Source organism: Klebsiella sp. D-Nf1 (assembly GCF_002810515.1).
Lineage (GTDB): Bacteria > Pseudomonadota > Gammaproteobacteria > Enterobacterales > Enterobacteriaceae > Klebsiella > Klebsiella variicola.
Window position 1 is genome coordinate 125,138 of sequence record NZ_PIOK01000002.1, and the last position, 24,368, is coordinate 149,505.

The window sequence follows — 24,368 nt, forward strand, 5'->3', positions numbered from 1 at the left end:
ATGAAATTAAAACTGATCGTGCTGGCGCTGGCGATGAGCGTGGTTACCGCGCAAGCGGCGGACCGCATCGCCTTTATTCCTAAGCTGGTCGGCGTTGGCTTCTTTACCAGCGGCGGCAACGGCGCGAAAGAGGCGGGGAAAGCGCTGGGCGTGGATGTCACCTATGACGGCCCCACCGAGCCCAGCGTCTCCGGCCAGGTGCAGCTTATCAACAACTTCGTCAACCAGGGCTACAACGCGATTATCGTCTCCGCCGTCTCGCCGGACGGCCTGTGCCCGGCGCTGAAGCGGGCGATGCAGCGCGGGGTGAAAGTCCTGACCTGGGATTCCGATACCAAGCCGGAGTGCCGCAGCATCTATATCAACCAGGGCACGCCGCAGCAGCTCGGCGGCCTGCTGGTCGAGATGGCGGAAAAGCAGGTGACCAAACCTGCCGCCAAAGTCGCGTTTTTCTACTCAAGCCCAACGGTGACCGACCAGAACCAGTGGGTGAAGGAAGCCAAAGCCAAAATCGAAAAAGAGCATCCACAGTGGCAAATCGTCACCACCCAGTTTGGCTATAACGATGCCACCAAATCGCTGCAAACCGCCGAGGGGATCTTAAAAGCGTATCCGGATCTCGACGCCATTATCGCGCCGGATGCCAATGCGCTGCCGGCGGCGGCGCAGGCGGCGGAGAACCTCAAGCGTCAGGGCGTGGCGATCGTCGGCTTTAGTACGCCGAACGTGATGCGCCCGTATGTTGAGCGCGGCACGGTGAAAGCGTTCGGCCTGTGGGATGTGGTTCAGCAGGGCAAAATTGCGGTTAATGTCGCCGATCGATTGCTGAAAAAGGGCGATCTTAACGTCGGCGACAGCGTTGAGGTGAAAGACATCGGCTCGCTGAAGGTCGAACCGAATAGCGTGCAGGGCTACCAGTATGAGGCGAAGGGCAACGGCATCGTGCTGCTGCCGGAGCGCGTGGTGTTCAGCAAAGAGAACATCAACAACTACGACTTCTGACGGAGGATGAGATGGCTGATTTAGACGACATCAAAGAGGGTAAGGACTTCGGTATCGACCGCCCGCAGCAGAACACGCTGTATACCCTGAAAGGCTGTGGTTCGCTGGACTGGGGGATGCAGTCGCGGCTGGCGCGCATCTTTAATCCGAACAGCAACCGCACGGTGATGCTGGCCTTCGATCACGGCTACTTCCAGGGGCCAACGACCGGGCTGGAGCGTATCGACCTGTCGATTGCGCCGCTGTTTGCCGACACCGACGTGCTGATGTGCACCCGCGGCGTACTGCGCAGCCAGGTACCGGCGGCCACCAATAAGCCGGTGGTGCTCCGCGCCTCCGGCGGCAATTCGATTTTGAGCGAACTCTCCAACGAATGCGTGGCGGTGGCGATGGAAGACGCGCTGCGTCTCAACGTTTGCGCGGTGGCGGCGCAGGTCTATATCGGCAGCGAATACGAACATCAGTCGATCAATAACATCATCAAGCTGGTGGATGCCGGCAATCGCTACGGTATGCCGGTCCTGGCGGTTACCGGCGTCGGCAAAGAGATGACCCGTGATGCGCGCTACTTCTCGCTGGCCAGCCGGATTGCCGCCGAAATGGGGGCGCAGTTCGTGAAGACCTACTTTGTTGAGGAAGGTTTTGAAAAAGTGACCGCCAGCTGTCCGGTGCCGATCGTGATCGCCGGCGGTAAAAAACTGCCGGAGCATGAGGCGCTGGAGATGTGCTGGCGGGCGATCGATCAGGGGGCGTCCGGGGTGGATATGGGGCGCAATATCTTCCAGTCCAGCGCCCCGCGCGCGATGCTGAAGGCGGTGAAAAAGGTGGTGCATGAGAATCTGAACGCGCGCGAAGCGTATCAGTTCTGGCAGGAAGAGAAACAGGGAGAGCTGAAATGAACGTGACGCTGGTGGAGATCAATATTAAACCCGAGCGGGTGGATGAGTTTCTCGAGGTGTTTCGCGCCAACCACGAAGGCGCGCTGCAGGAGCCGGGCAACCTGCGCTTTGATGTCCTGCAGGATCCCGAAGTGAAAACCCGCTTTTTTATCTACGAAGCCTATAAAGACGATGAGGCGGTGCTGGCGCATAAGAAGACGCCGCACTATTTAGCCTGCGTCGAAAAGCTGGAGGAGATGATGTCGCAGCCGCGGCAGAAACGCAGCTTTATCGGCCTGTTACCGCAGATGTGAGGGAGTTCCTTCACCCTCACCCTCTCTCTGAGGGAGAGGGTGAGGGGCACTTATTACGCTTCTTCAACCGAGACGCGCAGGGCCGCCAGCGCCTTACGCGCCGCTTTCAGCACCTGCTCGCACTGCTCCAGGGTGAGGGTCAGCGGCGGTTCAACGCGGATCGTCTTGGCGTTGTTTAACGTCCCGGCGACCAGCACCCGCTGTCTGAACATCTCGCTGGAGAAGTTATAGCCAATCTCGTTATCGACAAACTCGATGGCCATCAGCATGCCTTTCCCGCGCACTTCATTCACCAGGTCCGGATACTCCTGCGCCAGCAGGCGGAAACCGTCCAGCAACATATCGCCTTTCTGCGCCGCCTGCGCCGGCAGGTTTTGCGTCAACAGCACGTTGATCGTCGCCAGCGCCGCCGCACAGGCCAGCGGGTTACCGCCGAAGGTGGTGGTGTGCAGGAACGGGTTGTCGAACAGCACCGAGAAGACCTCTTCCGTCGCCACCGTTGCGCCGATCGGCATCACGCCGCCGCCGAGCGCTTTCGCCAGACACAGAATGTCGGGCTGGACGTTCTCATGCTCGCAGGCGAACATCTTGCCGGTGCGGCCCATGCCGGTCTGCACTTCGTCGAGGATCAGCAGGGCGCCAAACTCATCGCACAGCTTACGCACCGCCGGCAAATACCCCTGCGGCGGGAGGATCACGCCCCCTTCGCCCTGAATCGGCTCGAGGATCACCGCCGCGACGTCGTCGCCGGTTTTCTTGCACTCGCTAAGAATGGAGCGCATGGCGTTGATATCACCGAACGGCACGTGGCGGAAACCCGGCAGCAACGGCATAAACGGTTTACGGAAGGTCGATTTCGCGGTGGCAGACAGCGCGCCCAGCGATTTACCGTGGAAGGCGCCGCTGGTGGCGATGAAGGTAAATTTACCGCGCGGCGACTGATAGGCTTTCGCCAGCTTGATGGCCGCCTCTACCGATTCGGTACCGCTGTTGCAGAAGAAACTGTACTTTAGTTTGCCGGGCGTTAAGGCCGCCAGGGTTTTCGCCAGCATCGCGCGTAGCGGATCCAGCAGTTCCTGACTGTGAAGCGGTTGTTTCGCGAGTTGATTCTCGACGGCGGATACCACAACTGGATTACGGTGCCCTACATTGAAGATGCCAAACCCACCAAGGCAGTCGATAAATTCCTGTCCCTGGGTGTCGACAAGCGTATTTAACCCTCCCGCTTGCCACTCTACGGCTCCGTAATCCCCGCCGGCTGTGACCGATTTTCGATACTCTAAAAACCCCGGATTCACATGCTCTTTAAAGTATTCCCTGACCTCCTGGTTAAGTGCTTTCATTTCCTCATGATCAAGCGTGCGCTTTTCAATGAGATTCAGTGCGTGTGCGCTGCAGGCCAGAGCCGATGCGCTGGAAGGTAACCTGTTCAAAATGTGCTCCTGGGGCGGACGTATCACACGATACTGGATTAAGTATTGCAGGGATTACGCCAGTTCGGCAGAAGCGGTGAAAATCGGGATAAATGCAAAGTAAAAGACGAAATGTGTAAAATTTAATCTCATTGCGCCACTATTGGCACGTTTTATTCCTGAGCTGACGAGATTTTCTGCCTGGCGGCGATGAACGGGGCGATCCGTCGTGGTGCGAGCTGCCCCAGGGCGGGGCAGCCGGTGGTAACAAAAGAGGCTTAGTCGAGCTGAGAGATCTCCATCGCCGCCCGGTCGATAATGCCGATGATCTGCTTGAGCTGGGCGGCACTGCTGGCCTGCTGGTTCACTTTCAGGTCGAGAACCGCTTTGAAGTTTTCCAGCGCGCGCTTCATCTGCGGATCCCGGCGCAGCTCGCAGCCGACCATCCGCGCCTGGAGACGCTCCTGGATATGGGCCAGGTGCTCCTGGTTCTCCGCGTGCAGCTGTTTTCCCTCCTCGCTGATGACGATTTTTTTGCGTCCGTTGTCGTCTTCCACGCTGATAAGGCCCTGGTCCTGGAGCAGATCCAGCGTCGGGTAGATCACTCCCGGGCTGGGGCTGTAGTTCCCCTGGGTAAGCGTTTCGATCTCTTTGATCAACTCATAGCCGTGACTGGCGCTGCGGCTGAGGATGTCCAGAATGATCAACCGTAGCTCGCCGTGGCCAAAGAAACGCTGGCGACGTCCGCCGCCGCGGCGGCCATGGTCGCCGTGTTCGCTGGGGTCACCGTGGCGCCCGCGTGGCCCACGCCCCTCTTCATGATGATGTCGCATGGTTACCTCCTGTTGTGTTTTGATATATCTAATTTATATCTAAAAAATGAATGTTCGCAATGCTGGTTGCCATTTATTTTTTAAGCTGTTGATATTTATGTTTTTATTTTTGAGCTGTGGATTTTGATGCGGTTTGTTTTGACTATATCAAAAAAAGACTTGCATTGTTTTTAGTTGGCAATCATTATCATTTGCATCAAATTTAGATATATCTATTTCCTGTCACGAAGGCGAACGATGATGACAAAAACAAAAGCAGACAAGTACCCGCAGCGTGTCCGCAATGAGCTGCGTTTCCGTGAGCTGACGGTCCTGCGCGTGGAGCGCGTTGGCGCGGCGTTCCAGCGTATCGTGCTGGGAGGCGAGGTGCTGGCAGGCTTCGCTTCTCACGGTTTTGACGACCATACCAAGCTTTTCTTCCCGGAGCCGGGCGCGGCATTTGCCCCACCGCAGGTGACCGAGGAGGGGATTGACTGGGGCGAGGGCGTGCGGCCAGCCACCCGCGACTATACGCCGCTGTACGATGCCGAACGTCACGAGCTGGCTTACGATTTCTATATCCACGATGGCGGAATTGCCAGCCGCTGGGCGCTGGAAGCAAAAGTGGGCGATAAGCTGGTGATCGGCGGGCCGCGCGGCTCGCTGGTGGTGCCGGAAGATTATGCCTGGCAGCTGTATGTCTGCGATGAGTCCGGCATGCCGGCGCTGCGCCGTCGTCTGCTGGGATTACGCCAGCTGCCGGTGACGCTGCAGGTGACGGCCATCGTCACAATCGCCGATGCGTCATATAAAGATTATCTGGCGGATCTCGACGGCTTTAACATCGAGTGGGTGGTGGGCCACAACCCGGCGTTCGTCGCCGAGCGCCTGGCGCAGGTTAAGGTGCCGGCGGAGGATTATTTTATCTGGCTGACCGGCGAAGGCGCGGTGGTGAAATCGCTGCTGGCGCGCTTTGAAGACGAGAGTATCGATCAGCAGCTGGTGCGTTCCCAGGCGTACTGGCACAGTAAGTAAAAAGCCATCGTGGTAAAACCCGGATAGCGGCTTGCGCCTTATCCGGGCTACGGTTGGCGCCGATTTGTAGCCCCGGTAAGCGCAGCGCCACCGGGGGAGACTTATCGTTCCGCGAGCGCCTTAAACACCATCGCCACCGCGTGGGCGCCGGGGTCCATATTGCCGAGCAGGCTATCGCTATTGAGATAGGACGCGCGTCCGGCGCCAGCTTTGCCCGACTGGCAGGTGCGATCCGCGCCGGCCTGCGCCGCGGCAAAAGCGGCCTGCAGATTATCCGGTTCGGCGAGCAGCGCCGCCAGCGCCGGCTGTAGAGCGTCGATCATCGTCCGGTCTCCCTCATCGGCGCCGCCGTAAAACTTCATCTGCTCCAGGCCGGCGTTCAGCGCCTCGGCCACGCTGGCGCCTTGCCCCAGCTTCTGCCCGGCAGCGGTGAAGAAGATCGACATCAATACCCCGCTGGAGCCGCCCATCACCACCGTCAGGCGTTCGCCGATCAGCGCGAAGAGCGTTGGCAAATCGTTTAGCGGCAGCTGCTGGCGCTGCAGCAGGTCGGCAATCTCACGCGCCCCGGCGGCGAAGCTGGAGCCGGTATCCCCGTCGCCCACTTTGGCGTCCAGCGCGTTGAGATGGGCTTCAAGGCCGGAGAGGGTGCTGGTCACCTGCGCGACGTAATCGCCCACCTGCGGGTTGGTTGAGGGCGTAAAGTCGACGCGCGCGCTGGCGAGAGTGGACGGCATGATGTTAACTGCCCGCGGCTGCACCGGCTTCTGCCAGCTGGCGGTTTCCACATCCGACAGCAGTGCTTTCTCAATACTCTCTTCCAGCACGATGGTGGTCAGCGAGAAGCCTTTCATATCCAGCGCTGTCACCAGCGAGGCCGGGCCTATCAGCCAGTCAACGCGCGCCTGCAGCGGGGTGTTGGCCAGCTCGCGGGTCAGGATCGCCATCTCAGCCACCGACACGCCGCCGAGGTTATTAAGCATCACCGCCAGGCGGCCGGTTTCCGGCAGGGCGGCAGTCAGTTTTTCCACCATCAGGTTGACGATTTCCGCGCTGTTATGCGTGGCGATGGTTGAGGCCCCGGGCTCACCGTGGATGCCCATTCCCAGCTCGGCGTGACCGGCCTGATGGCGCGGCGCGCTTTCCGCTTCCTGCGGCAGATGACAGCTGGCCAGCGCCACCCCGATACTGGCGGTATGGTTGGCGGCGTATTGCGCTTCACGCAGGACGGTGGCGAGGTTGAAGCCGCGCTCGGCGAAATAGCCCGCCACTTTATGTACCAGAATGGTCCCGGCGATGCCGCGCGGCTGTTTGTTATCCGGCAGCGAAATGTCGTCGCCAACGATCAGCATTTCAACGTTATAGCCGAGTCGGCGCGCTTTCTCCGCCGCCAGGCCGAAGTTAAGCCGGTCTCCGGTGTAGTTTTTGACGATCAGCAGGCAACCTGCCTCGCCGGTCACCGCCTGAATAGCGGTAAGCACCGCGTCGACGCTCGGTGAGGCGAACAGATCGCCGCAGACTGCAGCGGTCAGCATGCCTTTACCAATAAAGCCGACGTGCGCCGGTTCATGGCCGGCGCCGCCGCCGGAGATCACCGCCACGTTGTTTTTATTCAGGTCGCGACGGACCACTACCCGGATCGCCGGGTCGCTCTCCAGCCGGGCGAGGTTATTCCACGGGCTGGCGATAATGGTTCCCTCAATCACATCGTTGACGAGGCTGGCGCGCTGGTTAAAAAAGAATTGAGACATAGTGGTTCCTGAAGAGTAAGCGAAAACTCACCCTCCGGAGGCAGGCCTCCGGAGCGGTAACGGTCAACGTGAATTTTAGTCACGGATAAGGCGTTGGTTACGCATATCGAGCGCGATAGTCTCGCCGGGCTGCACGCTGTTCAGCGCCTCGCCCTGCTGGCACAGCCAGACGATCCCCGCGGCGCGGGCGATAATCGCGCCGTGGGCCTGTTCGCTGCCGTCGCGCAGGCACAGGCCTTTGACGAGGCTGGCATCCAGCTGTAAGACGGTCGATGGATAAATGTTGTCGGCAATAATAATCGTCGGCTCGCCGGGCGTCGGCAGCGTCTCCTGAATACCCTGCAGATGGCGCAGCGTGCGCTGCAGAATATCTTCGATATCGATATAGCGCGCCTGCAGATAGGGGTCATCCAGCTGGCGGTACTGGTGGCTGATCTCCATCAGCACCTGATGCCACGCCCATTCCGCCGAGCATTGTTCGGTGAGCAGACGATCGTTGGCGGCATCAAACAGATCGTCATCATCGAGCAGAGTGTGGTGCCCGGCGAAGATCGCCGCGATGTCGGCGTTTAATTTATTTTCTGCCAGCTCGGTCAGGGCGGTGAGATCCGCCAGCGTCTGGTCGATGGCCTGGCGCAGGCGCTGCTGTTCGCGGGCGACATCGGCGGCAGCCGGGCTGACTGGCTGGATCAGGGCCAGCGGATAGCGCAGCGCAACGCCTTCGACGCGCTCGGGCGTTGCCGGAGCCGCTGCCGGTTGCCCCGCAGGTGATTCACCGAAGTTATCGGCGGCCAGCGCCTGAAACGCCGCCAGCGCCGCGTCGGCATCCGGACCGCGGGCCAGCAGCCGCAGTTTATCGTTACGGCGCACCTGCAATAGCGCGATTTGGTTAAGGCTGTCCGGTTTGACGCACTTCCCGTTTTTCTCCAGCAGCAGATCGGCATTAAAACCCGCCAGCGCGGCGACCAGCTTCGACGCCGGTCGCACGTGCAGGCCGTTGTGGTTCTGAATGATCACCGCAAGCGATTTGCGGTCGCCGTCGTCGGCAAGCGTCGGCGCCGGGGCGGCGTCAGGGGTTGGCGAAGGTAAACCCAGCTGGATCCGCTTGGCTTCCAGAGCGCTCATGGCGTCGGCTATCACCTTGTCGATCCCGGCGCCGGAGGCAGCGCTGACGGTGGCCGCCAGCGTCCCTTCCACCAGCGGCGCGGCGCAAAGCCGCACCTTCGCGGCTATCGCCGGATCGAGCAGATCGAGGGCGGTTTCGGCGCTGAGCAACGCGCTGCCGATATCCATCATCACCAGCACGTGATCGGTATCGGCCACGGATTCGATCGCCTCCATGACTTTTATTGGATCGGTGCCGATCGGGCTGTCGGGGTCGTCGATCCCGGCGGCGATCGCCAGCTTGCAGCCATCGTTCATTAACATCTGCCGGGCCAGTTCTCCGACACCTTCGCCCAGCCGGGCGCTATGAGAAACAATAACCAGGTTTACCATCGCGATTTCCTTACTCTTTGGCGGCGGCGGCCAGCATCTGAACCATAAATAGCACCGAGGTTGCGCCGGGATCCTGATGTCCGATGCTGCGCTCGCCGAGATAGCTGGCGCGGCCTTTACGCGCCTGCATGGTGATGGTGGCGTGGGCCGCACGCTCGGCCACTTCGCAGGCGGCATCCAGCGCGGCGGCGATCGACAGGTGCTGCTCGCTGGACTGGCGCAGGGAGTCCGCCACCGGCAGCCAGACGTCGCACATGGTTTTATCCCCTGGCTCCGCTTTGCCGCGGTTGACCACCCCGTCCGCGCCTTCGCGGATCATCAGGTACAGTTCGTCAAGGGTCAGGCTTTGGTGGGCCTGGGTGACCTGCGCGGCGCGAATAAAGAAGGTGCCGAACAGCGGGCCGCTGGCGCCGCCAACGTTGGAGAGCAGCGTCATACCGGTATTCTTGAGAATAAAGCCGATGTCTTTATCAGCGATCGACGGCAGCTTTTCCACCACCTTGCTGAAGCCGCGGTGCATATTGAGGCCGTGGTCGGCATCGCCGATCTCTTTATCGAGGCCGGTGAGAAAATCGCTCTGTTTGGTGAAGATATCGCCGCAGCGGTACAGCCAGTCGACGATTTGCGTTCTGTTCAGTGACATGGTGTGCTCCTTAGTTTCCCCAGTTCAGCGCCGGGGTATGAACCGGGGCGTCCCATAGCGCCAGCGTCTCATCATCCACTTTCAGCAGAGTGATGGAGAAGCCCGACATATCCAGCGAGGTACAGTAGCTGCCGATGAGGTTGCGTTCGATGATGATGCCGGACGCTTCGCAGCGCTGGGCGAGGCGGTGATACACGCCATACAGTTCAGAAAGCGGGGTGGCGCCGAGGTTATTGACCAGCGCGATAACCCGGTCGCCGTTTTGCAGCGCGGTTTTGCTCTGCTTCACTTCCTGCCACGCGCCCTTGACGGTATCCCACTGGCGCAGCGTGCGGCTGTAGGCGCCATTCTCCAGCAGGGTATCGAACATCTCATCGACGGTTTGGTCCAGCGAGCTGAAGCGGCGGCGGTCGATGCCCGGCTCGCCGTGAATGCCTACGCCAAACTCCATCTCGTCATCTTTCAGCGTAAAGGAGGGCTGCCCGGCGGCGGGTACAGTGCAGGCGCCGAGGGCAATACCAATCGAGTGGCCGAGATTGTTCAGGCGGCGGCCCAGTTCAGCACAGGCTTCCAGCGAGTCGCCGCGCTCGGCGGCGGCGCCGACCAGTTTTTCGATCAACACGGTATTGGCGACGCCCCGGCGACCGGCGGTATAGAGGCTGTCTTTCACCGCCACGTCGTCGTCGACCACTACGGTGGTGACTTTAATGCCGCTCTCATGCAGCAGCTCGGTGGCGGTTTCGAAGTTCAGGATGTCGCCGGTGTAGTTTTTGATAATCAGCAGAACGCCTTCGCCGCCGTCAATTTGCATCGCGCATTCGAACATTTTGTCCGGCGTCGGCGAGGTGAAGATTTCCCCCGGGCAGGCGCCAGAGAGCATCCCCTGGCCGATGTAGCCGCAGTGCATCGGCTCATGGCCGCTGCCGCCGCCGGAGAGCAGGGCAACCTTGCCGGCCACCGGCGCGTCGGCGCGGGTGACATACAGCGGGTCCTGATGCAGGGTCAATTGCGGATGGGCTTTAGCCAGCCCCTGTAATTGTTCATTCAGTACATCTTCAACACGGTTAATCAGCTTTTTCATTATTCAGTGCTCCGTTGGAGAAGGTTCGATGCAGCCTCTCTGCTGACGGAGGCGGTCATCGTGTAGGGGGTATCGTCTGACGGTGCAGCGTGCCTGGCGATATGATGATTCTGGCTGAGCGGGCGAAAAAAAGAATGCCCCGGCGATTAGGTTCCATTACGAAACATTACTTCCTGGTTTTGTTTCTTTATGGAACGTTTTTGCTGAGGAAACGATGAAAATGCGAGCTGGCGCGCTTTTTTTGTCTTGCCATAGGCGCCGGTCAGGGTGGCTGACGAAGCGGGTGGGAAAAATTTTTTGCTGATTTTCATCCGACAGTGGGAGAAAAGACGGCCGAAAAAGGGGGATGGTAAGGGCATTATGCGGCAGAGGAGCGGATCGCGATCGCAATCCTGACGGAGAGTAGGGTTTTTTGTTCCAATATGAAACGTAAAAATTTAAGCTGTGTTTCATATCAGAACAAAAAGGCGAAAGATTTTTTTGTTCCCTGCCGGCCCTACAGTGATCGCACTGCTCCGGTACCGTTCCATTCAGGCCGCGTTTTACCGGCCGGCGCGGATAACGCCAGGGCTCATCATGTCTACATGCGCACTTATTTGAGGGTGAAAGGAATGCTAAAAGTTATTCAATCTCCAGCCAAATATCTTCAGGGTCCTGATGCTGCTGTCCTGTTCGGTCAATATGCCAAAAACCTGGCGGAGAGCTTCTTCGTCATCGCCGACGACTTCGTGATGAAGCTGGCGGGGGAGAAAGTGGTGAATGGCCTGCAGAGTCACGATATTCGCTGCCATGCGGAACGGTTTAACGGCGAATGCAGCCATGCGGAAATTAACCGGCTGATGGCGATTTTGCAAAAACAGGGCTGCCGCGGCGTGGTCGGCATCGGCGGCGGTAAAACCCTCGATACCGCGAAGGCGATCGGTTATTACCAGAAGCTGCCGGTGGTGGTGATCCCGACCATCGCCTCAACCGATGCGCCGACCAGCGCGCTGTCAGTGATCTACACCGAAGCGGGCGAGTTTGAAGAATATCTGATCTATCCGAAAAACCCGGATATGGTGGTGATGGACACAGCGATTATTGCCAAAGCGCCGGTGCGTCTGCTGGTCTCCGGCATGGGCGATGCGCTCTCCACCTGGTTTGAGGCCAAGGCCTGCTACGATGCGCGCGCCACCAGCATGGCCGGGGGGCAGTCCACCGAGGCGGCGCTGAGCCTCGCCCGCCTGTGCTATGATACGCTGCTGGCAGAGGGCGAAAAGGCGCGTCTGGCGGCGCAGGCGGGGGTGGTGACCGAAGCGCTGGAGCGCATCATCGAGGCGAACACCTACCTCAGCGGCATTGGTTTTGAAAGCAGCGGCCTCGCCGCCGCCCATGCGATCCACAATGGCTTCACTATCCTCGAAGAGTGCCATCATCTGTATCACGGTGAGAAAGTGGCCTTCGGTACCCTGGCGCAGCTGGTGCTGCAGAACAGCCCGCTGGACGAGATTGAAACCGTGCTGGGCTTCTGTCAGCGCGTTGGTCTGCCGGTGACGCTCGCGCAGATGGGCGTCAAAGAGGGGATCGACGCGAAAATCGCCGCGGTGGCGAAAGCCACCTGCGCGGAAGGGGAAACCATTCACAATATGCCGTTTGCAGTGACCCCGGAGAGCGTTCACGCCGCTATCCTCACCGCCGATCTGTTAGGCCAGCAGTGGCTGGCGCGTTAATTCGCTGTGACTAAACCGCTGGCGCAGGTCAGCGGTTTTTCTTTCTCCCCTCTGGCAGTTGCTGCCGGAGGGGTTCTCTATGGTAAAACGCGGAAAAGGATATGACTGTTCAGACTCAGGATACCGGGAAGGCGGTCTCTTCCGTCATCGCCCAGTCATGGCATCGCTGCAGCAAGTTTATGCAGCGCGAAACCTGGCAAACGCCGCACCAGGCCCAGGGCCTGACCTTCGACTCGATCTGTCGGCGTAAAACTGCGCTGCTGACCATTGGTCAGGCGGCGCTGGAGGACGCCTGGGAGTTTATGGACGGCCGTCCCTGCGCGCTGTTTATTCTTGATGAGTCCGCCTGCATCCTGAGTCGCTGCGGTGAACCGCAAACCCTGGCGCAGCTGGCTGAACTGGGATTTCGCGACGGCAGCTACTGCGCGGAGAGCATTATCGGCAGCTGCGCGCTGTCACTTGCCGCGATGCAGGGGCAGCCGATTAATACCGCCGGCGATCAGCATTTTAAGCAGGCGCTGCAGCCGTGGAGTTTCTGTTCGACGCCGGTGTTTGATAACCACGGGCGGCTGTTCGGCTCCATCTCCCTCGGCTGCCTGGTGGAGCAGCAGTCCAGCGCCGACCTCTCCCTGACGCTGGCCATCGCCCGCGAAGTGGGTAATTCCCTGCTCACTGACAGCCTGCTGGCGGAGTCCAACCGCCACCTCAATCAGATGTATGGCCTGCTGGAGAGCATGGACGATGGCGTGATGGCGTGGAACGAGCAGGGCGTCCTGCAGTTTCTCAATGTTCAGGCGGCAAGACTGCTGCATCTTGATACCCAGGCCAGCCAGGGAAAAAATATCGCCGATCTGGTGACCCTCCCGGCGCTGTTGCGCCGCGCCATCAAGCACGCCCGCGGCCTGAATCACGTTGAAGTCACTTTCGAAAGCCAGCATCAGTTTGTCGACGCGGTGATCACCTTAAAACCGATTGTCGAGGCACAAGGCAACAGCTTTATCCTGCTCCTGCACCCGGTGGAGCAGATGCGACAGCTGATGACTAGCCAGCTGGGTAAAGTCAGCCACACCTTTGAGCAGATGTCAGCCGACGATCCGGAAACCCGGCGCCTGATCCACTTTGGCCGTCAGGCGGCGCGCGGCGGCTTCCCGGTGCTGCTGTGCGGCGAAGAAGGAGTCGGGAAAGAGTTGCTGAGCCAGGCCATCCACAATGAAAGCGAGCGGGCGGGCGGCCCCTACATCGCCGTCAACTGCCAGCTGTATGCCGACAGCGTGCTGGGCCAGGACTTTATGGGCAGCGCCCCCACTGACGATGAGAATGGCCGCCTGAGCCGGCTTGAGCTGGCCAACGGCGGCACCCTGTTTCTGGAAAAGATTGAGTATCTGGCGCCGGAGCTGCAGTCGGCCCTGCTGCAGGTGATTAAGCAGGGGGTGCTCACTCGCCTCGACGCCCGGCGCCTGATCCCGGTGGATGTGAAGGTGATTGCCACCACCACCGTCGATCTGGCCAACCTGGTGGAACAGAACCGCTTTAGCCGCCAGCTGTACTATGCGCTGCACTCGTTCGAGATCGTCATCCCGCCGCTGCGCGCCCGGCGCAACAGTATCCCATCGCTGGTGCATAACCGGCTGAAAAGCCTGGAGAAGCGTTTCTCTTCGCGACTGAAAGTGGACGATGACGCGCTGGCGCAGCTGGTGGCCTACTCGTGGCCGGGGAATGATTTTGAACTCAACAGCGTCATTGAAAACATCGCCATCAGCAGCGATAACGGCCACATTCGCCTGAGTAATTTGCCGGAATATCTCTTTTCCAAGCGGCCGGGCGGGGATAGCGCGTCATCGCTGCTGCCGGCCAGCCTGACCTTTAGCGCCATCGAAAAGGAAGCCATCATTCACGCCGCCCGGGTGACCAGCGGGCGGGTGCAGGAGATGTCGCAGTTGCTCAATATCGGCCGCACTACCCTGTGGCGCAAAATGAAGCAGTACGATATTGACGCCAGCCAGTTCAAGCGCAAGCATCAGGCCTAGTCTCCTCGATACGCGCCATGGAGAACAGGGCATCCGACAGACGATTGCTGTAGCGTTTGAGCGCGTCGCGCAGCGGATGCGAGCGGTCCATGGCCGTCAGCAAGCGTTCGAGCCGACGGGCCACCGTGCGCGCCACGTGCAGCTGGGCGGAGGCGAGATTCTTCCCCGGGATCACAAACTGTTTTAACGGGCCGCTCTCAGCCATATTGTGGTCGATAAGCCGCTCCAGGGCGGTGATCTCCTCTTCGCCGATCGTCTGGCTCAGGCGGGCCAGACCCCGCTCATCGCTGGCCAGTTCAGCCCCCAGCACGAACAGCGTCTCCTGAATCTGATGCAGGCTTTCCCGCAGCCCGGCGTCGTGGGTCGTGGCGTAGCAGACGCCCAGTTGGGATATCAGTTCATCGACGGTACCGTAAGCTTCGACGCGAATATGGTTTTTCTCGATGCGGCTGCCGCCGTACAGGGCGGTGGTGCCTTTATCCCCGGTGCGGGTATAGATACGGTACATTCAGTTTCTCTCACTTAACGGTAGAACTTTTACCAGCTGCCCGGCGTTGGCGCCGAGCGTACGCAGATGATCGCCGCTATCGGTGATGTGTCCGGTAGCCAGCGGCGCGTCCGCCGGCAGCTGGGCATGAGTGAGGGCTATCTCCCCGGACGCGCTGAGCCCGATGCCCACCCGCAGGGGCGAGCTTCTGGCCGCCAGCGCGCTTAGCGTACCGGCGTCACCGCCTCCGTCATAGGTTATGGTCTGGCAGGGGACCCCCTGCTCCTCCAGCCCCCAGCACAGCTCATTGATGGCGCCGGCATGGTGCCCGCGCGGATCGTAAAACAGGCGTACGCCTGGCGGTGAAAGCGTCATGACGGTCCCCTCGTTAACCCTTAGAAGGCCTGGCGGAAAATCACGGCAATCTCCTGCTCGTTGCCTTTACGCGGGTTCGAGAATGCGTTGCCGTCTTTCAGGGCCATCTCCGCCATGTACGGGAAGTCGGCCTCTTTTACCCCCAGATCGCGCAGATGCTGCGGAATACCGATATCCATCGACAGACGCGTGATAGCGGCGATCGCTTTTTCCGCCGCGTCGAGGGTGGACAGTCCGGCAATGTTTTCGCCCATCAGTTCAGCGATATCGGCGAATTTTTCCGGGTTGGCGATCAGGTTATAGCGCGCCACGTGCGGCAGCAGGACGGCGTTGGCCACGCCGTGCGGCATGTCGTACAGCCCGCCCAGCTGGTGCGCCATGGCGTGCACGTAGCCGAGGTTGGCGTTATTGAAGGCCATCCCGGCCAGCAGAGAGGCGTAGGCCATGTTTTCCCGTGCCTGAAGGTTGCTGCCGAGGGCCACGGCCTGGCGCAGGTTGCGGGCGATGAGGCGGATCGCCTGCATGGCGGCGGCGTCAGTGACCGGGTTGGCGTCTTTGGAGATATAGGCCTCGACGGCGTGGGTCAGGGCATCCATCCCGGTCGCCGCGGTCAGGGCGGCCGGTTTGCCGATCATCAGCAGCGGATCGTTGATGGAGACCGACGGCAGGTTGCGCCAGCTGACGATCACAAACTTCACTTTGGTTTGGGTGTTGGTCAGGACGCAGTGGCGGGTGACCTCGCTGGCGGTGCCGGCGGTGGTGTTGACCGCGACGATGGGCGGCAGCGGGTTGGTCAGGGTCTCGATTCCGGCATACTGGTACAGATCGCCCTCATGGGTGGCGGCGATGCCGATGCCTTTGCCGCAGTCGTGCGGGCTGCCGCCGCCCACGGTGACGATGATGTCGCACTGTTCGCGGCGAAATACGGCGAGGCCGTCACGCACGTTGGTGTCTTTTGGGTTGGGCTCGACGCCGTCAAAGATCGCCACCTCGATACCGGCCTCCCGCAGATAATGCAGGGTTTTATCCACCGCGCCATCTTTAATTGCCCGCAGGCCTTTGTCGGTGACCAGCAGGGCTTTTTTCCCCCCCAGCAGCTGGCAGCGTTCGCCGACCACGGAAATAGCGTTGGGGCCGAAAAAATTAACGTTTGGCACCAGATAATCAAACATACGATAGCTCATAATATACCTTCTCGCTTCAGGTTATAATGCGGAAAAACAATCCAGGGCGCACTGGGCTAATAATTGATCCTGCTCAACCGTACCGCCGCTAACGCCGACGGCGCCAATCACCTGCTCATTAAAAATAACGGGCAGGCCACCGCCAAAAATAATAATTCGCTGTTGGTTGGTTAGCTGGAGACCATACAGAGATTGTCCGGGCTGGACCGCTGGCGTAATTTCATGGGTACCTTGTTTGAGGCTGCAGGCGCTCCAGGCTTTATTCAGGGAAATATCGCAGCTGGAGACGAAGGCCTCGTCCATCCGCTGGATAAGCAGCGTATTACCTCCGCGGTCGACCACGGAAAATACCACAGGTACGTTGATCTCAGTGGCTTTTTGTTGCACCGCCGCCGCCATTTTCTGGGCGGCGGCCAGGGTGATTGTCTGAACTTGTTGGCTCTTTTTCATCATTCTCTCCCGCGCCAGGATAATGCTGTCGCGCATAGTCAGTAGGGGGCGATAGTAAAAAACTATCACCAGACGGTTGTCTTGCTTTATTTTTGTTAGCGTTATTTTGTCGCCCGCCATGATTTAGTCAACAGGTCTAAAACGGCTTCGGAAAAACGCGAGGGGAGGCTTTTTTCATTAATTGATTTATATCATTGCTGATGATCACATTTTTTATTTTTGCCGTGGAGATGGAGTTTCATAGTGAAACTGTTTGCCGATTTAACGTGCCAAATTGAAACGAAATTAATTTTATTTTTTTCAGCACTGGCTCATTTAAAGTTCCGCTATTGCCGGTAATGGCCGGGTGGGCGGTGACGCTGGCCCGGCGTGTTCGCTACCGCCTGCGGATTTCACCTTTTGAGCCCATGAACAATGAAAAGATCAAAACGATTTGCAGTACTGGCCCAGCGCCCTGTTAATCAGGACGGATTGATTGGCGAGTGGCCTGAAGAGGGGCTGATCGCGATGGAAAGCCCCTTTGACCCGGTCTCGTCGGTAAAAGTGGAAAACGGTCTGATCGTCGAGCTGGACGGCAAGCGCCGGGACCAGTTTGACATGATCGACCGGTTTATCGCCGATTACGCGATCAACGTTGAGCGCACGGAGCAGGCGATGCGCCTGGAGGCGCTGGAGATAGCCCGCATGCTGGTGGATATTCACGTCAGCCGGGAGGAGATCATTGCCATCACCACCGCCATCACGCCGGCCAAAGCGGTTGAAGTGATGGCGCAGATGAACGTGGTGGAGATGATGATGGCGCTGCAGAAGATGCGCGCCCGTCGGACCCCCTCCAACCAGTGCCACGTCACCAACCTCAAAGATAATCCGGTGCAGATTGCCGCCGACGCCGCCGAGGCCGGGATCCGCGGCTTCTCCGAGCAGGAGACCACGGTCGGTATCGCGCGCTACGCGCCGTTTAACGCCCTGGCGCTGTTGGTCGGTTCGCAGTGCGGCCGCCCCGGCGTGTTGACGCAATGCTCGGTGGAAGAGGCCACCGAGCTGGAGCTGGGCATGCGTGGCTTAACCAGCTATGCCGAGACGGTATCGGTCTACGGTACCGAGGCGGTATTTACCGACGGCGATGATACGCCGTGGTCAAAGGCGTTCCTCGCCTCGGCCTACGCCTCCCGCGGGTTGAAAATGCGCTACACCTCCGGCACCGGCTCCGAAGCGCTGATGGGCTATTCGGAGAGCAAGTCGATGCTCTACCTCGAATCGCGCTGCATCTTCATTACCAAAGGCGCTGGGGTGCAGGGGCTGCAGAACGGGGCGGTGAGCTGCATCGGCATGACCGGCGCCGTGCCGTCGGGCATTCGGGCGGTGCTGGCGGAAAACCTGATCGCCTCCATGCTCGATCTCGAGGTGGCATCGGCCAACGACCAGACCTTCTCCCACTCGGATATCCGCCGCACCGCGCGCACCCTGATGCAGATGCTGCCGGGTACCGACTTTATTTTCTCCGGTTACAGCGCGGTGCCGAACTACGACAACATGTTCGCCGGCTCGAACTTCGATGCGGAAGATTTTGATGATTACAACATCCTGCAGCGTGACCTGATGGTTGACGGCGGCCTGCGTCCGGTGACCGAGGCGGAAACCATTGCCATTCGCCAGAAAGCGGCGCGGGCGATCCAGGCGGTTTTCCGCGAGCTGGGGCTGCCGCCGATCGCCGACGAGGAGGTGGAGGCCGCCACCTACGCGCACGGCAGCAACGAGATGCCGCCGCGTAACGTGGTGGAGGATCTGAGCGCGGTGGAAGAGATGATGAAGCGCAACATCACCGGCCTCGATATTGTCGGCGCGCTGAGCCGCAGCGGCTTTGAGGATATCGCCAGCAATATTCTCAATATGCTGCGCCAGCGGGTCACCGGCGATTACCTGCAGACCTCGGCCATTCTCGATCGGCAGTTCGAGGTGGTGAGCGCGGTCAACGACATCAATGACTATCAGGGGCCGGGCACCGGCTATCGCATCTCCGCCGAACGCTGGGCGGAGATCAAAAATATTCCGGGCGTGATTCAGCCCGACACCATTGAATAAGGCGGTATTCCTGTGCAACAGACAACCCAAAATCAGCCCTCTTTTACCCTGAAGACCCGCGAGGGCGAGGCGGCTTCTGCCGATGAGCGCGCCGATGAAGTGGTGATTGGTGTCGGCCCTGCCTTCGATAAACACCAGCATCACACCCTGATCGATATGCCCCATGGCGCGATCCTCAAAGAGCTGATTGCCGGAGTGGAAGAAGAGGGGCTTCACGCCCGGGTGGTGCGCATTCTGCGCACGTCCGACGTCTCCTTTATGGCCTGGGATGCGGCGAACCTGAGCGGCTCGGGGATCGGCATTGGTATCCAGTCGAAGGGGACCACGGTCATCCATCAGCGCGATCTGCTGCCGCTCAGCAACCTGGAGCTGTTCTCCCAGGCGCCGCTGCTGACGCTGGAGACCTACCGGCAGATTGGCAAAAACGCCGCGCGCTATGCGCGCAAAGAGTCACCTTCGCCGGTGCCGGTGGTGAACGACCAGATGGTGCGGCCGAAATTTATGGCCAAAGCCGCCCTGTTTCATATCAAAGAGACCAAACATGTGGTGCAGGACGCCGAGCCCGTCACCCTGCACGTCGACTTAGTAAGGGAGTGACCATGAGCGAGAAAACCATGCGCGTGCAGGATTATCCGTTAGCGACCCGCTGCCCGGAGCATATCCTGACGCCTACCGGCAAACCATTGACCGACATCACCCTCGAGAAAGTGCTCTCTGGCGAGGTGGGCCCGCAGGATGTGCGGATCTCCCGCCAGACCCTTGAGTACCAGGCGCAGATTGCCGAGCAGATGCAGCGCCATGCGGTGGCGCGCAATTTCCGCCGCGCGGCGGAGCTTATTGCCATTCCTGACGAGCGCATTCTGGCTATCTATAACGCGCTGCGCCCGTTCCGCTCCTCGCAGGCGGAGCTGCTGGCGATCGCCGACGAGCTGGAGCACACCTGGCATGCGACGGTGAATGCCGCCTTTGTTCGGGAGGCGGCGGAAGTGTATCAGCAGCGACATAAGCTGCGTAAAGGAAGCTAAGCGGAGGTCAGCATGCCGTTAATAGCCGGGATTGATATCGGCAATGCCACCACCGAGGTGGCGCTGGCGTCCGACGACCCGCAGTCGAGGGCGTTTGTTGCCAGCGGGATCGTCGCGACGACGGGCATGAAAGGGACGCGGGACAATATCGCCGGGACCCTCGCCGCGCTGGAGCAGGCCCTGGCGAAGACGCCGTGGTCAATGGCCAATGTGGCTCGCATTTACCTTAATGAAGCCGCGCCGGTGATTGGCGATGTGGCCATGGAGACCATCACCGAGACCATTATCACCGAGTCGACCATGATCGGTCATAACCCGCAAACCCCGGGCGGGGTGGGCGTTGGCGTGGGGACGACCATCGCCCTCGGGCGGCTGGCGGCGCTGTCGGCGGCGCAGTATGCCGAGGGGTGGATCGTACTGATTGACGACGCCGTCGATTTCCTTGACGCCGTGTGGTTGCTCAATGAGGCACTCGAGCGGGGGATCAACGTCGTGGCGGCGATCCTCAAAAAGGACGACGGCGTGCTGGTGAACAACCGCCTGCGTAAAACCCTGCCGGTGGTGGATGAAGTGACGCTGCTGGAGCAGGTCCCCGAGGGGGTGATGGCGGCGGTGGAAGTGGCTGCGCCGGGCCAGGTGGTGCGGATCCTGTCGAATCCCTACGGGATCGCCACCTTCTTCGGGCTAAGCCCGGAAGAGACCCAGGCCATCGTCCCCATCGCCCGCGCCCTGATTGGCAACCGTTCAGCGGTGGTGCTCAAGACCCCGCAGGGGGACGTGCAGTCGCGGGTGATCCCGGCGGGCAACCTCTACATTAGCGGCGAAAAGCGCCGCGGAGAGGCCGATGTTGCCGAGGGCGCGGAAGCGATCATGCAGGCGATGAGCGCCTGCGCCCCGGTACGCGACATCCGCGGCGAACCGGGTACCCATGCCGGCGGTATGCTCGAGCGGGTTCGCAAAGTGATGGCGTCCCTGACCGGCCATGAGATGAGCGCGATATATATCCAGGATCTGCTGGCGGTGGATACGTTTATTCCGCGCAAGGTGCAGGGCGGGATGGCCGGCGAGTGCGCCATGGAGAATGCCGTCGGGATGGCGGCGATGGTGAAAGCGGATCGTCTGCAGATGCAGGTTATCGCCCGCGAACTGAGCGCCCGACTGCAGACGGAGGTGGTCGTGGGCGGCGTGGAGGCCAACATGGCCATCGCCGGGGCGTTAACCACTCCCGGCTGTGCGGCGCCGCTGGCGATCCTCGACCTTGGCGCCGGTTCGACGGATGCGGCGATCGTCAACGCGGAGGGGCAGATAACGGCGGTGCATCTCGCCGGAGCGGGGAATATGGTCAGCCTGCTGATTAAAACCGAGCTGGGCCTCGAGGATCTTTCGCTGGCGGAAGCGATAAAAAAATACCCGCTGGCCAAAGTGGAAAGTCTGTTCAGTATCCGCCACGAGAATGGCGCGGTGGAGTTCTTTCGGCAAGCCCTTAGCCCGGCGGTATTCGCCAAAGTGGTGTACATCAAGGAGGGCGAACTGGTGCCGATCGATAACGCCAGTCCGCTGGAAAAAATTCGTCTCGTGCGCCGCCAGGCGAAAGAGAAAGTCTTTGTCACCAACTGCCTGCGCGCGCTGCGCCAGGTTTCACCCGGCGGTTCCATTCGCGATATCGCCTTTGTGGTGCTGGTGGGCGGCTCATCGCTGGACTTTGAGATCCCGCAGCTTATCACGGAAGCCCTGTCGCATTATGGCGTGGTCGCCGGGCAGGGCAATATTCGGGGAACAGAAGGGCCGCGCAATGCGGTCGCCACCGGGCTGGTACTGGCCGGTCAGGCGAATTAAACGGGCGCTCGCGCCAGCCTCTCTCTTTAACGTGCTATTTCAGGATGCCGATAATGAACCAGACTTCTACCTTAACCGGGCAGTGCGTGGCCGAGTTTCTTGGCACCGGACTGCTCATCTTCTTCGGCGCGGGCTGTGTCGCTGCGCTGCGGGTCGCCGGGGCCAGCTTTGGTCAGTGGGAGATCAGTATTATCTGGGGCCTTGGCGTCGCCATGGCCATCTACCTGACGGCCGGCGTCTCTGGCGCGCACCTTAATCCGGCGGTGACCATTGCCCTGTGGCTGTTCGCCTGTTTTGAACGCCGCAAGGTGCTGCCGTTTATTGTCGCGCAGACGGCCGGGGCTTTCTGCGCCGCCGCGCTGGTGTATGGACTCTATCGTCAGCTGTTTCTCGATCTTGAACAGAGCCAGCATATCGTTCGCGGCACTGCCGCCAGCCTTAACCTGGCCGGGGTCTTTTCCACGTACCCGCATGCGCATATCACCTTTACACAAGCGTTTGTCGTGGAGACCACCATTACGGCTATCCTGATGGCGATGATCATGGCCCTGACCGACGACGGCAACGGAATTCCGCGCGGGCCGCTGGCGCCGTTGCTGATTGGCTTACTGATCGCTGTGATCGGCGCGTCGATGGGACCGCTAACCGGCTTTGCGCTGAATCCGGCGCGCGATTTCGGCCCTAAACTGTTTACCGGTCTGGCCGGGTGGGGCTCGATTGCCTTTACCGGCGGGCTGGCGATCCCCTACTTTCTGGTGCCGCTGCTGGCGCCGGTGGTGGGGGCGATTATGGGGGCGTTTTTATACCGCAAGCTTATCGGCCACCATCTGCCGTGCGAATGCGGTATCGATAAGTGAGACGGGGCCCGCCGCGTCACGGCGGGTAACGAGGTTAACTTTCCCCGGCGGAACGCCGGGGAGCAGGATTATTTTTTGATGACCGCGCTGAGGTCGCCGAGTTTAGCGGCGGGGTTCTTGTGGCACTGCTGCAACATTTTTGGCACCGAGACGGTCTCGACTTCATGCCAGTCGACATAGTCGCCGCCGCTGAAGTCGGTGTTGCGATTCACGACCCAGAAGGCCACGGGGGTCATGCTTTTCGGGTTCATATCCATAAATTCCTGACAGGTCATATTCTGCGGTGTGGTTTCCTGAACCGCAAACGCCGGGCTGGTCATCAGACAGAATGTGGTGGCCGCCGCGGTCAACACGAGTGCTTTAGGTAAATTCATTTTCTTCTCCAGTGATAAAATACGGCTTAAGCCTGAGCATGCTTCATCTTATTGCGCAGGACCAGAAAGCCGATGGCGCTAAATATCATTTCAACGCCGATAAATGCGGTGATAAATAACCAGCTTTGCTGCGGGTTCATTGCCAGCCACAGGCAGGCGATAATTAAATCCAGCAAACCGATAAAAATATTCCAGCCAGCGCCGCTTTGTTTTCGGGTTTTACATCCGCTGACGATGCGGGAAATACCGCCGAGAACAAATAAAAAGCCGAATAAGAAGGCCAGACTGCTCATGCCATTGAGGGGATTGACGACAAAGCTCAGGCCGAGCACGATCCAGGCAATGGCGAAGATCAGCGCCACCAGGCGCGATTTCCAGTGCTGCTGACGGAAGACAATCAAGCTGTACAGCGAATAGAAACCACAGATCATCAACAACATGCCGGTGACGACGGCGAGATACCAACCAGCGACCAACGGCCAGGCCAGGCAACAGGCCCCGCAGATAAACAGCAGGGCGGCCATCATGCCGGCATGCCGTTTATATCGTAAGAAGACGCGTGGGCTAAACGCATTTAAGGTGTAATGGCTAAACATAAACATAATTGCTCCGCAGATCCCGGTTGGCGGCCTGGCGCTGAAATAAATGTATGGTTTATTCAGCGGGCCAAAATAAATGTCTAATGAAAATAGTAGGCCGCGCTATCGCCAGGCGTAAATAAGAGCGCCGAGGTCACTTTATACGCCTGGTCTGACAGCTGTCAGACAAGGCCCGCAATATTGCTTCCGGGCTCTGATTCTCAATAACCACGATATTTTTTAAGCTGGCTGCGTTTGGTGATGCTTACCGATTTTAATCAGGAGTCAACAATGAAAAAAGTTATTCTGGCGAGCCTGCTGGCAACCATGATGAGTACCTCTCCGGTGTGGGCGGCAGACAGCGCGACGGCAGCGCCAGCCGCGGCGGCCACGGCGCAGGTTCAGAAAGAAGCTGCCGATGTGCTGCAGGTGGCGGTGCAGGGCGCGAACGCGATGCGCGACGTCCAGTTCGCCCGTCTGGCGCTGTTCCACGGCCAGCCGGATAGCGCCAAAAAACTGACAGACGACGCCGCCGCGCTGCTGGCCGCCGATGACGCCAGCTGGGCAAAGTTCGTGAAAACTGACGCCACAGCAAAAATGATCGCCGATCGCTATGTGGTGATCAACGCGACCGTCGCCCTGTCTGAAGACTACGTGGCCACGCCGGAAAAAGAGAGTGCCATTAAATCTGCCAACGAAAAGCTGGCGAAAGGTGACCAGAAAGGGGCTATCGATACCCTGCGCCTGGCTGGCATTGGCGTGATCGAGAACCAGTATCTGATGCCGCTCAACCAGACCCGCAAAGCGGTGGCGCAGGCGCAAAAACTGCTGAAAGCCGGGAAGTATTACGAAGCGAATCTGGTGCTGAAAGGCGCTGAAGAGGGCATTGTGGTGGACAGCGAGATGCTGGTGGCAGGCAACTGATCCTCGTTCCACCCTGAGAGAGCGCAGAGGAAGAA

The 24,368-nt window shown here is 59.8% G+C and carries 24 protein-coding genes and 1 pseudogene; 12 read left to right on the top strand and 13 right to left on the bottom strand.

All coding sequences use genetic code 11. The annotated features are described in order from the left end of the window. The 3 genes from lsrB to lsrG are packed head-to-tail and all read left to right on the top strand — an operon-like array spanning nucleotide 1 to nucleotide 2,194. Nucleotides 1-1,002 carry an autoinducer 2 ABC transporter substrate-binding protein LsrB gene (gene lsrB, locus CWM54_RS10545; RefSeq protein WP_074387537.1) on the top strand — a complete coding sequence of 334 codons (1,002 nt, stop codon included), beginning with the start codon at nucleotides 1-3 and terminating at the stop codon, nucleotides 1,000-1,002. An 11-nt stretch (nucleotides 1,003-1,013) separates the two neighbouring features. Next, nucleotides 1,014-1,901: a 3-hydroxy-5-phosphonooxypentane-2,4-dione thiolase gene (gene lsrF, locus CWM54_RS10550; RefSeq protein ID WP_100697039.1), complete on the top strand. Its 888-nt coding sequence runs from the start codon at nucleotides 1,014-1,016 to the stop codon at nucleotides 1,899-1,901. Beyond that, complete coding sequence (gene lsrG / locus CWM54_RS10555) at nucleotides 1,898-2,194, top strand: (4S)-4-hydroxy-5-phosphonooxypentane-2,3-dione isomerase (RefSeq protein ID WP_100680619.1); 297 nt, start codon at nucleotides 1,898-1,900, stop codon at nucleotides 2,192-2,194. Before lsrF ends, lsrG begins: the two co-directional genes overlap by 4 nt. A gap of 53 nt (nucleotides 2,195-2,247) precedes the next feature. Here lsrG and ygjG read toward each other — a convergent pair whose 3' ends face one another. Both ygjG and CWM54_RS10570 read right to left on the bottom strand, forming a co-directional pair. Next, a complete protein-coding gene (gene ygjG / locus CWM54_RS10560) occupies nucleotides 2,248-3,627 on the bottom strand; it encodes a putrescine aminotransferase (RefSeq protein ID WP_100680620.1) in 1,380 nt (459 codons plus the stop codon). Between the two features lie 257 nt (nucleotides 3,628-3,884). Beyond that, nucleotides 3,885-4,439, bottom strand: coding sequence for a PadR family transcriptional regulator (locus tag CWM54_RS10570; RefSeq protein ID WP_004181384.1), 555 nt, complete (start codon nucleotides 4,437-4,439; stop codon nucleotides 3,885-3,887). Nucleotides 4,440-4,676: 237 nt separating this feature from the next. Between CWM54_RS10570 and CWM54_RS10575 the strand changes: the two genes are divergently transcribed. Continuing rightward, complete coding sequence (locus CWM54_RS10575; RefSeq protein WP_165785918.1) at nucleotides 4,677-5,453, top strand: siderophore-interacting protein; 777 nt, start codon at nucleotides 4,677-4,679, stop codon at nucleotides 5,451-5,453. A 101-nt stretch (nucleotides 5,454-5,554) separates the two neighbouring features. Here the strand turns inward: CWM54_RS10575 and CWM54_RS10580 are convergent, their stop codons facing one another. The 5 genes and pseudogenes from CWM54_RS10580 to CWM54_RS10605 form a co-directional block, all read right to left on the bottom strand. Continuing rightward, complete coding sequence (locus CWM54_RS10580; RefSeq protein ID WP_100697043.1) at nucleotides 5,555-7,204, bottom strand: glycerone kinase; 1,650 nt, start codon at nucleotides 7,202-7,204, stop codon at nucleotides 5,555-5,557. A 75-nt stretch (nucleotides 7,205-7,279) separates the two neighbouring features. Further along, nucleotides 7,280-8,701: a dihydroxyacetone kinase phosphoryl donor subunit DhaM gene (gene dhaM, locus CWM54_RS10585; RefSeq protein WP_100680623.1), complete on the bottom strand. Its 1,422-nt coding sequence runs from the start codon at nucleotides 8,699-8,701 to the stop codon at nucleotides 7,280-7,282. 10 nt (nucleotides 8,702-8,711) lie between these two features. Next, a complete protein-coding gene (gene dhaL / locus CWM54_RS10590) occupies nucleotides 8,712-9,344 on the bottom strand; it encodes a dihydroxyacetone kinase subunit DhaL (protein WP_032736444.1) in 633 nt (210 codons plus the stop codon). A 10-nt stretch (nucleotides 9,345-9,354) separates the two neighbouring features. Continuing rightward, a complete protein-coding gene (gene dhaK / locus CWM54_RS10595; RefSeq protein WP_100676269.1) occupies nucleotides 9,355-10,425 on the bottom strand; it encodes a dihydroxyacetone kinase subunit DhaK in 1,071 nt (356 codons plus the stop codon). Between the two features lie 156 nt (nucleotides 10,426-10,581). Beyond that, nucleotides 10,582-10,784 (bottom strand): annotated as a pseudogene (locus CWM54_RS10605) (hypothetical protein). A 252-nt stretch (nucleotides 10,785-11,036) separates the two neighbouring features. On the opposite strand from CWM54_RS10605, the gene CWM54_RS10610 reads away from it, so the two are divergent. Together CWM54_RS10610 and dhaR are read left to right on the top strand one after the other, a co-directional pair. After that, entirely contained in the window at nucleotides 11,037-12,134 is a 1,098-nt protein-coding gene (locus tag CWM54_RS10610; RefSeq protein ID WP_061153249.1) for a glycerol dehydrogenase, read from the top strand. A 101-nt stretch (nucleotides 12,135-12,235) separates the two neighbouring features. After that, complete coding sequence (dhaR, locus tag CWM54_RS10615; RefSeq protein ID WP_100697045.1) at nucleotides 12,236-14,161, top strand: dihydroxyacetone kinase operon transcriptional regulator DhaR; 1,926 nt, start codon at nucleotides 12,236-12,238, stop codon at nucleotides 14,159-14,161. Here the strand turns inward: dhaR and CWM54_RS10620 are convergent. The 4 genes from CWM54_RS10620 to CWM54_RS10635 are packed head-to-tail and all read right to left on the bottom strand — an operon-like array spanning nucleotide 14,139 to nucleotide 16,657. Next, complete coding sequence (locus CWM54_RS10620; protein ID WP_061153251.1) at nucleotides 14,139-14,669, bottom strand: cob(I)yrinic acid a,c-diamide adenosyltransferase; 531 nt, start codon at nucleotides 14,667-14,669, stop codon at nucleotides 14,139-14,141. The genes dhaR and CWM54_RS10620 overlap by 23 nt on opposite strands. Then, nucleotides 14,670-15,023: a glycerol dehydratase reactivase beta/small subunit family protein gene (locus CWM54_RS10625; RefSeq protein ID WP_061153252.1), complete on the bottom strand. Its 354-nt coding sequence runs from the start codon at nucleotides 15,021-15,023 to the stop codon at nucleotides 14,670-14,672. Between the two features lie 20 nt (nucleotides 15,024-15,043). Next, nucleotides 15,044-16,207, bottom strand: a complete 1,164-nt coding sequence (gene dhaT / locus CWM54_RS10630) for a 1,3-propanediol dehydrogenase (protein ID WP_100680627.1) — start codon at nucleotides 16,205-16,207, stop codon at nucleotides 15,044-15,046. 21 nt (nucleotides 16,208-16,228) lie between these two features. Beyond that, complete coding sequence (locus tag CWM54_RS10635) at nucleotides 16,229-16,657, bottom strand: GlcG/HbpS family heme-binding protein (RefSeq protein ID WP_100680871.1); 429 nt, start codon at nucleotides 16,655-16,657, stop codon at nucleotides 16,229-16,231. A 414-nt stretch (nucleotides 16,658-17,071) separates the two neighbouring features. On the opposite strand from CWM54_RS10635, the gene CWM54_RS10640 reads away from it, so the two are divergent. From CWM54_RS10640 to CWM54_RS10660, 5 genes are read left to right on the top strand one after another with little or no spacing between them, the layout of a single operon-like run. After that, nucleotides 17,072-18,739, top strand: coding sequence for a propanediol/glycerol family dehydratase large subunit (locus CWM54_RS10640; protein ID WP_061153254.1), 1,668 nt, complete (start codon nucleotides 17,072-17,074; stop codon nucleotides 18,737-18,739). A 12-nt stretch (nucleotides 18,740-18,751) separates the two neighbouring features. Next, on the top strand, nucleotides 18,752-19,336 hold the full coding sequence (locus tag CWM54_RS10645; protein ID WP_074387547.1) for a propanediol/glycerol family dehydratase medium subunit: 585 nt from the start codon (nucleotides 18,752-18,754) through the stop codon (nucleotides 19,334-19,336). Nucleotides 19,337-19,338: 2 nt separating this feature from the next. Next, the gene (locus CWM54_RS10650) at nucleotides 19,339-19,764 is read left to right on the top strand and encodes a glycerol dehydratase small subunit DhaB3 (RefSeq protein WP_023291057.1); all 426 of its coding nucleotides are present in this window, start codon (nucleotides 19,339-19,341) and stop codon (nucleotides 19,762-19,764) included. Nucleotides 19,765-19,776: 12 nt separating this feature from the next. Then, the gene (locus CWM54_RS10655; RefSeq protein WP_100697047.1) at nucleotides 19,777-21,600 is read left to right on the top strand and encodes a diol dehydratase reactivase subunit alpha; all 1,824 of its coding nucleotides are present in this window, start codon (nucleotides 19,777-19,779) and stop codon (nucleotides 21,598-21,600) included. A gap of 53 nt (nucleotides 21,601-21,653) precedes the next feature. Beyond that, nucleotides 21,654-22,457, top strand: a complete 804-nt coding sequence (locus tag CWM54_RS10660; RefSeq protein WP_100631944.1) for an MIP/aquaporin family protein — start codon at nucleotides 21,654-21,656, stop codon at nucleotides 22,455-22,457. Nucleotides 22,458-22,525: 68 nt separating this feature from the next. On the opposite strand, the gene hdeB is transcribed toward CWM54_RS10660, so the two are convergent. Beyond that, a complete protein-coding gene (gene hdeB, locus CWM54_RS10665; protein ID WP_012540524.1) occupies nucleotides 22,526-22,831 on the bottom strand; it encodes an acid-activated periplasmic chaperone HdeB in 306 nt (101 codons plus the stop codon). Nucleotides 22,832-22,857: 26 nt separating this feature from the next. Further along, nucleotides 22,858-23,433, bottom strand: coding sequence for an HdeD family acid-resistance protein (locus CWM54_RS10670; protein ID WP_061153259.1), 576 nt, complete (start codon nucleotides 23,431-23,433; stop codon nucleotides 22,858-22,860). A 237-nt stretch (nucleotides 23,434-23,670) separates the two neighbouring features. Here CWM54_RS10670 and CWM54_RS10675 point away from each other — a divergent pair, with 237 nt between their 5' ends. Then, on the top strand, nucleotides 23,671-24,333 hold the full coding sequence (locus CWM54_RS10675; protein WP_162678240.1) for a YfdX family protein: 663 nt from the start codon (nucleotides 23,671-23,673) through the stop codon (nucleotides 24,331-24,333). Nucleotides 24,334-24,368: the final 35 nt, after the last annotated feature.